Source organism: Polaribacter sp. Hel1_33_78 (assembly GCF_900106075.1).
GTDB lineage: Bacteria > Bacteroidota > Bacteroidia > Flavobacteriales > Flavobacteriaceae > Polaribacter.
Map to the genome: position 1 here is coordinate 910,001 of NZ_LT629794.1, position 15,990 is coordinate 925,990.

The following is a 15,990-nucleotide window of genomic DNA, read 5'->3' on the forward strand; positions in this document are numbered from 1 at the left end:
TTTGACTTAATTAAAGTTTGATATACATACTCATATAGTTATTTATACAATTTCTAACTTCATTCTTCATGAAAAGTATTTTTTTCATTTTTATAATAGTCCATTTTATTTTTGAGTTCTTAAATAGTCTTATATTTGTCATCAATGAATTTTGACTTAAAAATAACGGACCCAAAGAGTAAGGCGAGAGCAGGAGTTATAACGACTGATCATGGAGTGATTGAAACCCCAATTTTTATGCCCGTAGGAACTGTTGGCACTGTAAAAGGTGTCCATCAGACAGAACTAAAAACGGAGGTAAAACCCGATATAATTTTAGCCAACACCTATCATTTATATTTACGACCAAAAACTAATATTTTAGAGCAGGCAGGTGGTATACATAAGTTTATGAATTGGGATAGAAATATCTTAACAGACTCTGGAGGCTATCAAGTATATTCGCTTTCAGGAAGGAGAAAAATAGAAGAAGAAGGTGTTAAATTTAAAAGCCATATTGATGGGTCTATGCATTTTTTCACTCCGGAAAATGTGATGGAGGTTCAACGAACTATTGGAGCCGATATTATTATGGCTTTCGATGAATGTACACCTTATCCATGCGACTATAATTATGCGAAACGTTCTATGCATATGACGCATAGATGGTTGGACAGATGTATAAATCATCTTGAAAACTTACCTTATAAATATGGTTATGAACAAACTTTTTTTCCTATTGTTCAGGGAAGTACGTATAAAGATTTAAGAAGGCAATCTGCTGAATATATTGCGAATGCAGGCGCTCAAGGAAATGCAATTGGTGGATTATCGGTTGGAGAACCTGCTGAAGAAATGTATGCAATGACCGAGGTTGTTGCTGAAATACTCCCAGAAGATAAACCAAGATATTTAATGGGTGTAGGTACTCCAATAAATATATTAGAGAATATCGCTTTAGGTATTGATATGTTCGATTGTGTAATGCCAACTAGGAATGCCAGAAATGGAATGTTATTTACTGCTCATGGAACTATTAATATTAAAAACAAAAAATGGGAAAATGATTTTTCTCCCATTGATGAAATGGATATTACTTATGTAGATACGTTATATTCTAAAGCCTATTTACGTCATTTATTTGCTGCTAAAGAAATGTTAGGAAAACAGATTGCTTCTATTCACAATCTAGGATTTTATGTATGGTTAACTCGTGAGGCTAGAAAACATATTTTAGCGGGCGATTTTAGAGTATGGAAAGATAAAATGGTAAAACAAATGGATAAACGTTTGTAAATTTTTTAAAACATGAATTTCTAAATATAAGTTTAGCTTTTGAAAATTATAGATTGGTACATATTAAAACGATTTTTAGTAACCTTTTTGTTTACTTTACTAATTTTGATTCCTATTGCTGTTGCTATAGATATCTCTGAAAAAATTGATAATTTTTTAGAACATGCAGATTTAGGATTTTATCAAGTTGTAGATGAGTATTATAAAAATTTTATCATTTATTATGCAAATACATTTATGCCCTTGGCATTGTTTATTGCTGTAATTTTATTCACTTCAAAACTTTCTAATAATACAGAGATTATTGCAATTACGAATGCTAAAGTTTCGTTTACAAGATTTCTATATCCGTATTTTTTAGGGGCCACTTTAATTACAATGGTTTCACTTTTAATGAATCATTTTGTTGTACCTAGTAGCAGTAAAACTAGAAAAAAGTTTGAGAAAGAATATATAAATAGTAGAAAGCAAAAAAATGAGTTAAAATATATAAATGATTTCAGTCTGCAATTAACAGATAGTACTTACATATTTATAAGAAGTTTTAATACACAATCAAATTCTGGTTATGATTTTACTTCGGAAGTGTATAATGGTTTAAAATTAAAATCAAAATTAGTAGGAGATAATATAAAATTCAATACAAAAGACTCTGTTTTTACACTTCAAAATTGGAGAAAACGTCAAATATATAAGGATAGAGACAGCATTTTTTCTGGAAATAAACTAGATACTGTTTTTAGTTTTACGCCTAAGGATTTAATTTACAAATCTGCGCTATCCCAAGAAATGCCTTCTGATGAATTGATGAAATTTATTCGTATTTCAAAGAAAAGAGGTGTTAAAAATTTGAATGCGTATTTGGTTGAATTTCATAAAAGAACAAGTCTCCCAATCGCTAGTTACATACTTACAATTATTGCTGTAGCGCTAGCATTTAGGAAAAAAAGAGGTGGAACAGGAATCAATTTGGCAATAGGAGTGGCTATTATGTTTATCTACGTTTTTCTAATGAAAATTTCAGAAGTCTTAGGAGCTGTAGCAGATGTAAATTCGTTATTATATGTCTGGATGCCAAATTTCTTTTTTGGTAGTTTAGCTATATATCTGTATTACTATGCTAAAAAATAGGTTCAAAAATTATTTATTACTTCATCTCATTGTTTTTATCTGGGGATTTACAGCAATATTAGGTGCATTAATTACTATTGATGCGATTCCCTTAGTTTTCTTTAGAATGGGTTTAGCAGTTATTTTTATTACAATTTATTTTCTTTTCAAAAGAAAAAGTTTTTATGTGGATAAAAAAGGATTGCTCAAGTTTTTAATAACAGGAATTATTATTGCACTTCATTGGATTTTCTTTTTCAAAGCCATAAAAGTTTCAAATGTTTCTGTCGCTTTAGTAACCATGAGTACAGGTGCATTTTTCACCTCTTTAATAGAACCTATTTTTTTTAAAAGGAAGTTGAAATTACTAGAAATCATTCTTGGATTATTAGTGATAGTAGGTTTATATATTATTTTTAATTTCGAAAGTCAATATAAATTAGGAATTGGGTACGCTTTACTCTCTTCTTTTTTAGGGTCCTTATTCGCTGTTTTAAATGGTCTTTTTATTAAAAAGTATAGTGCAAGTTCTATATCATTATATCAACTATTATTTGGAACTCTTTTTGTTACATTCTATTTATTTTTAAATAATAGTTTTTCAATCTCTTTTTTTAGTTTACAAAAATCAGATTGGATTTATTTGCTGATATTGAGCAGTATTTGCACTGCTTATGCATTTATTGCATCCGTAAAAGTGATGAAATATTTATCTCCATATACGGTTATGCTGACCATAAATTTAGAGCCAGTTTATGCTATTATTTTAGCGCTGTTTGTTTTTGGAGACAAAGAAAAAATGAAACTAGAATTTTATTTAGGTGCCTGTATTGTTTTAGGAGTTGTTCTAATTAATGGAATTATTAAGAATAAATCATTAATAAAACAGAAGATTTTACAAAAGGTAAAAAAATAAATCAACTTGCCTAAAAAAGTAAATTTTATAGTATGTTTGTTAATCCAAATAACTAAATCAAAATAACTATAAATGGAATATTTAGATTTTGAAATGCCGATAAAAGAGCTGGAAGATCAGCTACAAAAGTGTCAAATTATTGGTAAAGAAAGTGATGTAGATGTTACAGCAACTTGTAAAAAAATAGAAAAAAAATTAGCAGAAGCGAGAAAGAGTATATATAAAAATATAACTCCTTGGCAAAGAGTTCAATTATCCAGACACCCAAATAGACCTTATACTTTAGATTATATCAAAGCAATTTGTGGAGATACTTTTATGGAACTTCATGGAGACAGAAATGTTAAAGATGATAAAGCTATGATTGGTGGTTTAGGGAAAATTGGAGACCAATCTTTTATGTTTATTGGTCAACAAAAAGGATACAATACAAAAACGCGTCAGTACAGAAACTTTGGAATGGCGAATCCAGAAGGGTACAGAAAAGCGTTACGTTTAATGAAGATGGCAGAAAAATTTAGAATTCCTGTAGTCACGTTATTGGATACACCTGGAGCATATCCTGGTTTAGAAGCAGAAGAACGTGGACAGGGAGAGGCTATTGCCAGAAATATTTTAGAAATGACTCGTTTAAAAACACCAATTATTACCGTGGTTATTGGTGAAGGAGCCTCTGGAGGAGCATTAGGTATAGGGGTAGGAGACCGAGTTTATATGATGGAAAATACTTGGTATACCGTTATTTCTCCTGAATCTTGTTCTTCAATTTTATGGAGGAGTTGGGAATATAAGGAGCAAGCTGCAGCAGCATTAAAATTAACAGGAACTGATATGAAAAGGTTAAAATTAATTGACGCTATTATTAAGGAACCAATTGGTGGTGCGCATACCAATAGAGAAGGAGCTTTTAAAGCTGTTGAAGCACAAATTTTAAATGCTTTTAATGAGTTAAAAGATTTATCTGATACAGATTTAATAATTAAAAGAATGGAGAAATATTCAGAGATGGGTGTTTATAAAGAATAAATATTTTAAAGTCAAAGAAAAATAAAAGCGAAATTCAACTTTGAATTTCGCTTTTATTTTGATTTATTTTTAGATCTTCAATTAAATATCCAACGAATTTAGTAAAGATTTTAATCTAGGGTCAGAGGGCCTAGACACGTTTGAATCTATAATTTCACCTGCTGGATCAATTAAAATAAATCTAGGTATTGAATTTATTTGATACGCTTGTTGAAAAGAAAAATCTTGTCCAGACCAAAGTTGAACTCCAGTCATATTTTTTTTCTTTACAAAAGCCCTCCATTTTTTTTCTGCGGCTTCCCAAGAACCTCCACTTCTTCGAGATTCATCTGTAGAAATACTAACAAACTCAATATTTTTATTATGATATTCTTTCTCTAAAGTTTGTAAATAGGGTATTTGTTGTATACAAGGACGGCACCAAGTAGCCCAAACATCAATATAAACATATTTTCCTTTAAAGGAGTCTAATGACTTTTTACCTCCTTTAAAATCTACATAATTTTCAAATTTAGGAGAAGTTCTTCCTTTTCCAGTGACTCTGTTTTGGTTATATGCATTGCTAAAATTAATAACTAATTGATTGTTTTGGTCAAGAAAAGAATTGTAAAGGGTACTATCTAGATGATTGTAAGAATTTAAAATACTATCATACTCAAACTTTATTTGATTAATTTTTTTCTTGAAATCATCCTCTTCTAAATTTAAATTTATTTGAGGATTTTGGACACTTTTATTTTTTTCTACTTGAGCAATAATAAAATTACTGTTATCAGAACCTTTGCCAGAAAATTTTAAACTTTTCATGAAATTTTGAGCATCTCCAACAAGGGAAATATTGTATCCATTTTTTAAATAAATTGGAGCTCTGTTATTACTAGCTTCCATTGTATAAATTGCACCTTCCTCAACTTTTAATGTGTCTTTAAAAACACCTCCTGAGTTTATATTTATTTCTTTTATAATTCCTTGCCTGTTTGAAATTGTTAAGAATGAATCTTGAGTATTTTCAAGTTTACCGGATAAAGTAAGATGATTTTGAGGCTGTTCTGGAATACAAGAACTCATAATTAATAAACCAAAGAGAAGTATATAAATGTTTTTCATTTTGAAAATTTAAAGATGCTACAAATATAAAATATTAATTCAATGAAAAATAGTTAAAATCGCTTGCATATGCAACTATGAATTTGCACTTTTGAATTTCAATCAATCAAAATATGATTTCCATTCATTATATAAACTCAACACCTTTGGATTTATCTAAAATTCAAGAAATAATTTCTTTGGATGTAAAGTTAGCATTATCAGAAACTGCTATTCAAAAAATTAAAAAATGTAGGTCTTTTTTGGATGTAAAAACGAAATCGATTTCGAAACCAATTTATGGTATTAATACAGGTTTTGGAGCTTTGTATAATGTAAAGATAAAAGACAATAATTTACAGAAATTACAAGAAAATTTGGTAATGAGTCATGCTTGTGGAACAGGAGATGAAGTGCCAAAAGAAATTGTAAAATTGATGATTTTATTTAAAGTGCAAGCTCTCAGTTATGGACATTCAGGAGTGCAATTGGCTACTGTAAATAGATTAATAGATTTCTATAACAATGATATTATTCCTGTCATTTACACGCAAGGTTCTCTTGGAGCCTCAGGAGATTTATCACCTTTAGCACATTTGTCTTTGCCTTTAATTGGATTAGGAAAGGTAGATTATAAGGGTGAGATAATTTCATCGGAAGAATTATTAAAAGTATTTTCTTGGGATAAAATAAGTTTACAATCAAAGGAGGGTTTGGCGCTATTAAACGGAACACAATTTATGTCGGCTTACGGAATTCATTGTTTGTTAAAAGCACATAAATTATCTTATTTAGCAGATTTAATTGGTACTATTTCTTTAGAGGGTTTTGACGGACGCATAGAACCTTTTAACGAGTTAATTCATTTTGCAAGACCACATAATGGACAGATAAAAACAGCGCAAAGAATTAAAGATTTTTTGGAAGAAAGTGAATTGATTGTGCAAGAAAAACAGCATGTACAAGATCCTTATTCTTTTCGATGTATGCCGCAAGTTCATGGGGCAACAAAAGATACGATTAGGTTTGTAACCAAAACCTTTTTGACAGAAATTAATTCTGTAACAGACAACCCTAATATTTTTGTAGATGAAGATGAAATTATTTCAGGAGGAAATTTTCATGGACAACCTTTAGCGTTAGGATTAGATTTTTTAGCGATTGCGCTAGCAGAGTTAGGAAACATATCTGAAAGAAGAACCTATCAATTAGTTTCTGGGCACAGGCATCTGCCTCCTTTTTTGATTTCAAATCCTGGATTAAATTCAGGGTTTATGATTCCGCAATATACCGCAGCAAGTATTGTTAGTCAGAATAAACAATATGCAACTCCAGCAAGTGTAGATTCTATTGAGTCTAGTAATGGACAAGAAGATCATGTTTCGATGGGGGCAAATGCCGCGACAAAATGTAAAAAGATAGTGGATAATTTACAGTCTATTTTTGCTATTGAATTGTTTACAGCTTCACAGGCATTAAGTTTTGGAAATGGAAAAAGTTCTCCTTTTTTAGAAAGCATAATGAGTCTCTTTAGACAAGAAGTTACGATTGTAGAAGAAGACCGGGTTTTACATGATGATATTGTAAATGCTTCCGAGTTTATTAATTCTTTAGAAATTGACAGTCTAGAATTGTTTGGGTAGTTATATGTTTTTTCTATTTGGATTTAATACTTTTAATTTGTTTGTCATATCGATTATAAACTGCCTGAATACTTCTTCAGATGCAACCCAAAAAAAATTAATTTTTTTAGACACATGATATGTTTTCTTCTCGGTAAATTTTAAAAATAGGATAAATAGTTTAATAGCGAATTAATATTTTTCAAGTCAAAAATCCATTAGTAAGAGGGTTTTTTTTATAAAAAATCCCGAACGAAAGTTCGGGATTTTCCTATTTTTAAGATTCAGTTTCTGTTCTAGTTTCAGGCTTCTTTTTACCTTTTTTAATTTTGATGGTGAGTTTGTTTTTATCATCATCAAAATCCATAGTAATGGTGTCTCCTTCAGATAATTTAGAATTTACGATTTCTTCAGCTAAAGCATCTTCTATATATTTCTGAATAGCTCTCTTAAGTGGCCTTGCTCCATATTTTTTATCAAAACCTTTATCTGCTATATAATCTTTTGCTTTTTCGCTTAACTTTAAAGTATAGCCCAAATCGGATATTCTATGCAGTAATTTATCTAACTCAATATCAATAATAGAATGAATGTCTCCTCTTTCTAAAGCATTAAATACAATTACATCGTCTATTCTGTTTAAAAATTCAGGAGCAAAAGATTTCTTTAAAGCTCCTTCAATTACAGATTTTGCATGTGCATCTGCTTGTTCTTTTTTCGATGAAGTTCCAAAACCTACACCACCACCAAAGTCTTTTAATTGACGCGCACCAATATTAGAAGTCATAATAATTATGGTGTTTCTAAAATCGATTTTACGTCCAAGACTATCCGTAATATATCCATCATCTAAAATCTGAAGTAACATATTAAATACATCTGGATGTGCTTTTTCAATTTCATCTAATAAAATAACTGAATACGGTTTTCTTCTTACTTTCTCAGTTAACTGTCCTCCTTCTTCGTATCCAACATAACCTGGAGGTGCACCAATTAAACGAGATATAGCAAATTTCTCCATGTATTCACTCATATCAATTCTAATTAAAGAATCATCAGAGTCAAATAATTCACGCGCTAAAACTTTCGCTAATTGTGTTTTTCCAACACCAGTTTGTCCTAGGAAAATAAAAGAACCAATGGGTTTGTTTGGGTCTTTTAATCCAACTCTATTTCGCTGAATTGCTTTTACAACTTTAGTAACAGCTTCATTTTGTCCTATTATTTTTCCTTTAATTAACTCTGGTAGTTCATGTAATCTATGCGTTTCTGCTTCTGCGACTCTATTTACAGGAATACCAGTCATCATGGAAACAACTTCTGCAACGTTGTCTTCTGTAACAATTTCTCTGTTTAATTTAGAGTCATCTTCCCATTGTTTTTGAGCAGAGTTCAAAGCCGCTTCCATGTTCTTTTCATCATCCCTTAATTTGGCAGCTTCTTCATATTTCTGACTATTAACGGCTTTTGTTTTATGATTCCTAATAAATTCTAATTGTGATTCTAACTCTAAAACTTGCTGAGGAACTATAATATTTGTAATATGAATTCTAGATCCGGCTTCATCTAAAGCATCAATTGCTTTGTCTGGAAGATATCTGTCAGTCATGTATCTGTTGGTTAATTGTACACAAGCTTCAATAGCATCATCTGTATAATTAACATGATGATGTTCTTCGTATTTGCTCTTAATATTTTGTAAAATTTGAATGGTTTCTTTTACGGAGGTAGGATCTACAATTACCTTTTGAAAACGACGTTCTAGAGCGCCATCTTTTTCGATGTTTGTCCTAAACTCATCTAAAGTTGTAGCTCCTATACATTGTATTTCTCCTCTTGCTAAAGCTGGCTTTAACATGTTTGATGCGTCTAAAGAACCGGTTGCACCACCAGCACCAACAATGGTGTGAATTTCATCGATGAATAAAATAATGTCTTCATTTTTTTCGAGCTCATTCATTAAAGCTTTCATACGTTCCTCGAATTGACCTCTATATTTCGTACCCGCCACTAGGCTTGCTAAATCTAAAGAAACAATACGTTTGTCAAATAAAATTCTAGAAACTTTACGTTCTATAATTCTCAAAGCCAAACCCTCTGCAATCGCAGATTTTCCAACTCCAGGTTCACCAATTAACATTGGATTATTTTTCTTTCTTCTACTTAAAATTTGCGAAACACGCTCAATTTCTTTTTGTCTACCCACAACAGGGTCTAATTTACCTTTCTCAGCTAAATCAGTTAAATCTCTACCAAAATTATCTAATACAGGTGTTTTCGATTTTTTAGCGGTTTTACTTTTTTGAGATTGATCAAAAGGATTTGGTTTCTCTGAGGCGTACTCGTCATCAGAAGGTGTTTCTGCAATTGGATTTGAAGGTAAATCAACATCAAGATCATCTACATGCAATTGTTTGTATAGTGTTTTAACATCATCATAGTTCACATGATATTTTTGAATCAACTTTGTCGTTGGGTCATTTTCATTTCTTAAGATACATAATAACAAATGTGCAGTGTCTATAGATTCACTTTGATACAACTTAGCTTCTAAAAAAGTAGTTTTAAGCGCCTTTTCGGCTTGTCTCGTTAAACGTAAACTAGGCTTGTCTTTATTGTCAGAAAATGTTGGGTTTGATGGGTTTAATTGTTCAAGTTTTTTACGCAATAAAACTAAATCAACATCAAATGTTGTTAAGATTTCTATTGCTTTTCCTTCTCCTTTTCTAATTAAACCTAATACAAGATGCTCTGTTCCAATAAACTCATGCCCTAATCTTAAAGCTTCTTCTTTACTGAAAGTAATTACATCTCTGACTTTTGGTGAAAAATTATCGTCCATATTTCTTTCTCTCTTTATTAATTTGTAGTAAAATTAGTCCTTTATGTTTTAGCAATTACAAAAAATATGCCAATGCAAAAAAACTGACATTTTGACTATTGTAACAAGGTATAAAACTATTAGAAATCAAACAAATAAAATACTGTTAAAAAATATTAAAAAATGTTGATAACTCTGCCGAATTACAGCTACTAAAACCTTTGTGAAAAGGCGTAGAAATACTATCTTGCCTTGTCTTAAAAAAATGAATTAATTTTAATCAAAATATATATATGTCAGACGGAGAAAAGTTAATTCCGATTAACATTGAGGATCAGATGAAAGCCGCATACATCGATTACTCGATGTCAGTAATTGTTTCAAGAGCACTGCCCGATGTAAGAGATGGTTTGAAACCAGTTCATAGAAGGGTTTTGTTTGGTATGCATGAATTAGGAATTAAAGCAACTGGGTCGTATAAAAAATCAGCAAGAATTGTTGGGGAAGTTTTAGGAAAGTACCATCCACATGGAGATACCTCTGTGTATGATTCCATGGTGAGAATGGCGCAAAACTGGAGTGTACGTTACATGATGGTTGATGGGCAAGGTAACTTTGGTTCTGTAGATGGAGATAGTCCAGCAGCGATGCGTTATACTGAGGTTAGAATGCAAAAGATATCAGAAGATATGTTAGCTGATATTGAGAAAGATACCGTAGATCATCGTTTAAATTTTGATGATACTTTGCAAGAACCAACTGTTTTACCTACTCGTATTCCTAATTTGTTAGTAAACGGAGCTTCTGGTATTGCCGTAGGTATGGCAACAAATATGGCACCTCATAATATAACGGAAGTTATTAATGGTACCATGGCGTATATCGATAATAGAGATATTGAGATTGATGAATTAATGCAACACATAACTGCACCAGATTTTCCAACAGGAGGAATTATTTATGGTTATGATGGTGTAAGAGATGCTTTTCATACAGGTCGAGGACGTATTGTAATGCGTGCTAAAGCTATTATTGAAGAAGTAAAAGGACGTGAGTGCATAATAGTCACAGAGATTCCTTATCAAGTGAATAAAGCAGAAATGATAAAAAAAACTGCTGAATTGGTAAATGATAAGAAGCTAGAAGGTATTTCTAATATTAGAGATGAATCGGATAGAAATGGTATGCGTATTGTATACATTTTAAAACGAGATGCAATACCTAATATCGTCTTAAATAAATTATTTAAGTATACGCAATTACAAACTTCTTTTAGTGTAAATAATATTGCATTGGTAAAAGGAAGGCCCGAGCAATTAAACTTAAAACAATTAATTCATTATTTTGTTGAACATAGGCATGAAGTTGTTGTTCGTAGAACAGAATTTGAATTAAAGAAAGCGGAAGCTAGAGCACATATTCTAGAGGGATTAATTATTGCCTCTGATAATATAGATGAGGTTATTAAAATTATAAGAGCTTCTTCAAATGCTGACGAGGCGAGAGAGAGTTTAATTGAGCGTTTTGAGTTAACGGAAATTCAAGCAAAAGCAATTGTAGAAATGCGTTTGCGTCAATTAACTGGCTTAGAACAAGATAAATTGCGAGCAGAGTTTGATGCAATTATGATAACAATTTCTGACCTAAAAGATATTTTAGCAAACGAACCTAGACGTTATCAAATTATTAAAGACGAGTTATTACATATCAAAGATAAGTATGGTGATGAGCGCAGATCTTTAATAGAATATGCTGGTGGCGATATGCGTATCGAAGATATGATTCCTAACACAAAAGTGGTGGTAACAATCTCGAATGCAGGATACTTAAAACGCACAAATCTTGAAGAATATAAAGTTCAGAATAGAGGAGGAAGAGGTCAAAAAGGAGCAACAACAAGAAATGAAGATTTCTTAGAACATTTATTTGTAGGTACAAACCATCAATATATGATGTTCTTTACGCAAAAAGGAAAAGTATTCTGGATGCGAGTGTATGAAATTCCTGAAGGAGGAAAAAACACCAAAGGAAGAGCGATGCAAAACTTGATTAATATTGAACAAGATGATAAAGTAAAAGCATTCTTAGTAACGCAAGATTTAAAAGACGAAGATTATATCAATAGCCATTATGTAATTATGGCAACTAAAAAAGGGCAAGTAAAAAAGACCTCATTAGAGCAATATTCTCGTCCAAGAACAAATGGAATTAATGCAATTACTATTAAAGATGGAGATGAATTATTGGAAGCAAAATTAACAACTGGTGATAGCCAAGTAATGTTAGCTTTAGCATCTGGTAAATCTATTCGTTTCGAAGAAGCTAAAACACGTCCAATGGGAAGAACAGCTTCAGGTGTAAGAGGAATTACTCTAAAACATGAGAATGACGAGGTAATTGGTATGGTTGCTGTAAATGATATGGACAGTAATATATTGGTTGTATCTGAAAAAGGATATGGAAAGCGTTCTAAATTAGAAGATTACAGAGTTACTAATAGAGGGGGTAAAGGGGTTAAGACTTTGAATGTCTCAGAGAAAACTGGAAATTTAGTAGCCATTAAAAATGTAGATGATTCTAACGATTTAATGATTATAAATAAATCAGGACTAACCATTAGAATGGCTGTGGAAGATTTAAGAGTTATGGGACGTGCAACACAAGGAGTTCGTTTAATAAATATTAAAGATTCAGACAGTATTGCTGCAGTCGCAAAAGTTGCTCACGAAGAAGAAGCTGAGGATGAAACTGAAAGCGAAATTGAAAATGGCACAGAAATTGAAAATGATTCAAACGAAAATCAAGAATAACAATTAATTTAACACTTATTAAAATGAAAAAACAATTAGTAGCGTATGCAATAGCTTTGATGTCTGTTGCCGGATTTGCACAAAAAAATGAATTAAAGGCCGTAGAAAAAGCCATTAAAAAGAATGATTTTACAGCAGCTCTGAGCGCTCTTGAACCTTTAGATGCCATGGAAGTATCCATGGATGCTAAATATAAAGCAAAATATTACTATTTAAAAGGGCAGGCTTTAGCAGGAGGAAATAATTTTAAAGAAGGAGCGGATGTGTTCAATAAATTGTTTGCTTTTGAGAAAGAAACAGGAAAAGCGAAGTATTCTAAATTAGCACAACCTATGTTGAATTCAATAATAGAAAAAGTTTCTAATGAAGCTGCTAAAAATTATAATGAAGATAAAGACTATAAGAAAGCGTCAGAAAATTTTTATTTAACTTATAAATTGTACCCGCAAGATACTACCACTTTGTATAACGCGGCAATAAGTGCCTCTTTAGCAAAAGAATATGATACTGCTCTAAAGCTTTATAATGAGCTCAAAACTATTGGATACACAGGTATTGCTACACAATATTTAGCGGTAAATAAGGGAACTAATCAAATCGAAAATTTAGGAGCTAAAACACAGAGGGACTTAATGGTTAAAACTGGTCAATATACAAATCCTCAAGACAAAGTATCTGAATCTAAACAAACAGAAATTGTTAAAAGTATTAGTTATATCTATGTAAATCAAGGTAAACCAGAATTAGCGATTGCTGCTTTAGAAGAAGCAAGAAAAACAAGTCCAAAAGATATTAATTTGATTTTAAATCAAGCTCAAATGTATAGTGAACTTGATAGAATGGATAAATTTGAAGAATTGATGGTGGAAGCCGTAGAGTTAGATCCTACCAATCCAGATTTATTTTTTAATTTAGGTGTTGTAAATGCAAATCAAAATAAGACTAAAGAGGCGATTGGTTTTTATAAAAAAGCGATTGAATTAAAACCAGATTACATAAATGCCTATTTGAATACTGCATTTGCCTTGCTTTCTGAAGAAAAAGAAATTATAGAAGAAATGAATAATAATTTATCTAATTTCAAAAAATATGATGAGTTAGAATTGAAGCAAAAAGAGTTATACAAAAAAGCTTTACCGTATTTAGAAAAAGCGGATGGTATTAAAAGATCGTCAGAAACTGTAAAATCTCTTTTAAACATTTATGATAGATTGGAAATGGTTGATAAAGCAGATGCTTTAAGACCAATTTATAAAAAATTATTAGCAGAGCAATAAAAAACAAATCGCTCAGAATTTTATAAAAAAAATCCAGAACTTTTAAGTTTTGGATTTTTTTTATATCATTTTTTTTATGACTCTGAGTTTATGAGTATGCTTTTGTATATCGGCATTAAAAATACCACTATGATCTAGGGTGTCAATTCTAACTTTGCCATGGGCATGAATAATATGATAATCATTTAGAATAATCCCTACATGAATAATATCTCCTTCTTCGTTATCAAAAAAAGCCAAATCTCCGGGTTCACTTTCTTCAATAAAACTTAAGACTTCACCTTGTGAGGCTTGTTCTTTCGCATCTCTTAGAAGGTCGTAACCACAAAGTTTATAAACCATTTGTGTAAAACCAGAACAATCTATACCAAAAGGAGTTTTACCTCCCCATAAAAAAGGAACATTTAAAAAAGTAAATGCTTTATGAATAATTTCGGTTTTTAGAAGTTTTCCAGTAATAATAGCACCTTCATAATTGTATCTTTTAGTATTAATAAAAAATTGATTTTCTACATAAAAAGGCAATCTAGAGCCTAAAGGAATTGTTATTAAATCGTTAGTTGAGCTAGAGATAAAATCAATTATTTCGCCAGCATAAATAGGTTCAATTATTGATAATTTGTGAAATAAATTTTGTGAAATTTCTTCAAATTGTTTGTTATCTATGTAGCCTTCATAATTATCAAAAGCTAATTTTACTTTGCTCCAATTTTTTTCTTTTTCAACAATAGTAAAATGTTCACCAAAGAGCACCTGACTGGTCATTTCTGAAGTTTCAGAAGCTTCTGCCCGCATAGGAACTATACTAAGATTACAAATACCGTAAATCAAACTCTCTTTTTTAGATTCTTTCAATTATCATTGCACTCGCACCTCCACCACCATTGCAAATTGCAGCAGCGCCAATTTTGGCGTTATTTTGTTTTAAGATAGAGGTCAAAGCAATTACAATTCTTGCTCCAGAAACACCTAAAGGATGTCCCAAAGAAACAGCTCCACCGTTTACATTTACAGTTTCATCGGTAAGACCTAAAATTTTCATATTAGCCAGACCTACAATGGAAAACGCCTCATTTAATTCAAAATAATCAACATCATTCATAGAAATATTTGCTTTCGCTAATGCTTTTGGTAATGCTTTTGCAGGCGCAGTTGTGAACCATTTTGGTTCGTGCGCAGCATCCGCATAACTCTTTATTTTTGCAAGCGGAGTTATGTTTAATTCTTTCGCTTTTTCTGCAGACATTAACACTAAAGCAGCGCCACCATCATTTATGGTTGAAGCATTTGCAGCAGTTACAGTTCCATCTTTTGTAAAAGCAGCTCTTAAAGCCGGAATTTTCTCTATTTTTACATTTTTGTATTCTTCATCTTCAGAAAAAATAATGGGTTCTCCTCTTCTTTGTGGAATTGAAACAGGTACAATTTCATCAGAAAATTTACCTTCACTCCAAGCTTTTGCAGAACGATTGTAAGATTGAATTGCATATGCATCTTGATCTTCTCTTGAGAATTCATATTCAGTGGCACATTCATCAGCACAAACACCCATGGCAATTTTACTGTAAGCATCAACTAAGCCATCTTTTTGTAGACCATCTTCCATGGTGATTGGGCCAAATTTAGTGCCATTTCTAGCTTGTTGATAATGAGGAATCGAACTCATGTTTTCCATTCCACCCGCAACCACAATATCAGCATCGCCGATCGCAATTGTTTGTGCTGCTAACATGATAGCCTTCATTCCAGAAGCACAAACTTTATTAACAGTTGTACAAGGAACTGTGTTAGGAATTCCTGCATGAATAGCTGCTTGTCTCGCAGGGGCTTGACCTAAACCAGCCGAAACTACATTTCCCATAAAAACTTCTTCCACTAACTTAGCGTCTAAGTTTATTTTTTCCAAAGCTCCTTTTATGGCAATTGCTCCTAATTTTGGAGCAGGTATGGAAGATAAGCTTCCCATAAAACTTCCTAGCGGTGTTCTAGCGACTGATACAATTACAACATCTTTCATACTCTAACTTTTATCGTTTTTATTCGAAAT

11 protein-coding genes are annotated in these 15,990 nt (G+C 31.5%); 7 read left to right on the forward strand and 4 right to left on the reverse strand.

Features of this window, described 5'->3' with window-relative positions:
* The first annotated feature begins 144 nt into the window (after positions 1-144).
* From tgt to BLT88_RS03940, 4 genes are all read left to right on the forward strand, one after another.
* A complete protein-coding gene (gene tgt / locus BLT88_RS03925; protein WP_036784828.1) occupies positions 145-1,275 on the forward strand; it encodes a tRNA guanosine(34) transglycosylase Tgt in 1,131 nt (376 codons plus the stop codon).
* Positions 1,276-1,314: 39 nt separating this feature from the next.
* Entirely contained in the window at positions 1,315-2,406 is a 1,092-nt protein-coding gene (locus tag BLT88_RS03930; protein WP_172824246.1) for an LptF/LptG family permease, read from the forward strand.
* A complete protein-coding gene (locus tag BLT88_RS03935) occupies positions 2,393-3,301 on the forward strand; it encodes a DMT family transporter (protein ID WP_091953133.1) in 909 nt (302 codons plus the stop codon). The genes BLT88_RS03930 and BLT88_RS03935 overlap by 14 nt, the downstream gene beginning before the upstream one ends.
* Before the next feature lie 72 nt (positions 3,302-3,373).
* Positions 3,374-4,327, forward strand: coding sequence for an acetyl-CoA carboxylase carboxyltransferase subunit alpha (locus BLT88_RS03940; RefSeq protein ID WP_036784837.1), 954 nt, complete (start codon positions 3,374-3,376; stop codon positions 4,325-4,327).
* Positions 4,328-4,408: 81 nt separating this feature from the next.
* Here the strand turns inward: BLT88_RS03940 and BLT88_RS03945 are convergent, their stop codons facing one another.
* Positions 4,409-5,434 (reverse strand): TlpA disulfide reductase family protein, encoded by a 1,026-nt coding sequence (locus BLT88_RS03945; protein ID WP_091953135.1) that lies wholly within the window; start codon positions 5,432-5,434, stop codon positions 4,409-4,411.
* A gap of 113 nt (positions 5,435-5,547) precedes the next feature.
* Between BLT88_RS03945 and hutH the strand changes: the two genes are divergently transcribed.
* Positions 5,548-7,056 (forward strand): histidine ammonia-lyase, encoded by a 1,509-nt coding sequence (hutH, locus tag BLT88_RS03950; RefSeq protein ID WP_091953136.1) that lies wholly within the window; start codon positions 5,548-5,550, stop codon positions 7,054-7,056.
* 256 nt (positions 7,057-7,312) lie between these two features.
* On the opposite strand, the gene BLT88_RS03955 is transcribed toward hutH, so the two are convergent.
* The gene (locus BLT88_RS03955; protein ID WP_091953138.1) at positions 7,313-9,877 is read right to left on the reverse strand and encodes an ATP-dependent Clp protease ATP-binding subunit; all 2,565 of its coding nucleotides are present in this window, start codon (positions 9,875-9,877) and stop codon (positions 7,313-7,315) included.
* Positions 9,878-10,149: 272 nt separating this feature from the next.
* Here BLT88_RS03955 and gyrA point away from each other — a divergent pair, with 272 nt between their 5' ends.
* Positions 10,150-12,666, forward strand: coding sequence for a DNA gyrase subunit A (gene gyrA, locus BLT88_RS03960; protein WP_091953139.1), 2,517 nt, complete (start codon positions 10,150-10,152; stop codon positions 12,664-12,666).
* A gap of 23 nt (positions 12,667-12,689) precedes the next feature.
* Entirely contained in the window at positions 12,690-13,943 is a 1,254-nt protein-coding gene (locus BLT88_RS03965) for a tetratricopeptide repeat protein (protein ID WP_091953141.1), read from the forward strand.
* Positions 13,944-14,003: 60 nt separating this feature from the next.
* On the opposite strand, the gene BLT88_RS03970 is transcribed toward BLT88_RS03965, so the two are convergent.
* Both BLT88_RS03970 and BLT88_RS03975 read right to left on the reverse strand, forming a co-directional pair.
* Positions 14,004-14,771, reverse strand: a complete 768-nt coding sequence (locus BLT88_RS03970; protein WP_091955644.1) for a C40 family peptidase — start codon at positions 14,769-14,771, stop codon at positions 14,004-14,006.
* Positions 14,772-14,784: 13 nt separating this feature from the next.
* The gene (locus BLT88_RS03975; RefSeq protein ID WP_091953142.1) at positions 14,785-15,960 is read right to left on the reverse strand and encodes an acetyl-CoA C-acyltransferase; all 1,176 of its coding nucleotides are present in this window, start codon (positions 15,958-15,960) and stop codon (positions 14,785-14,787) included.
* Between the last annotated feature and the right edge of the window lie 30 nt (positions 15,961-15,990).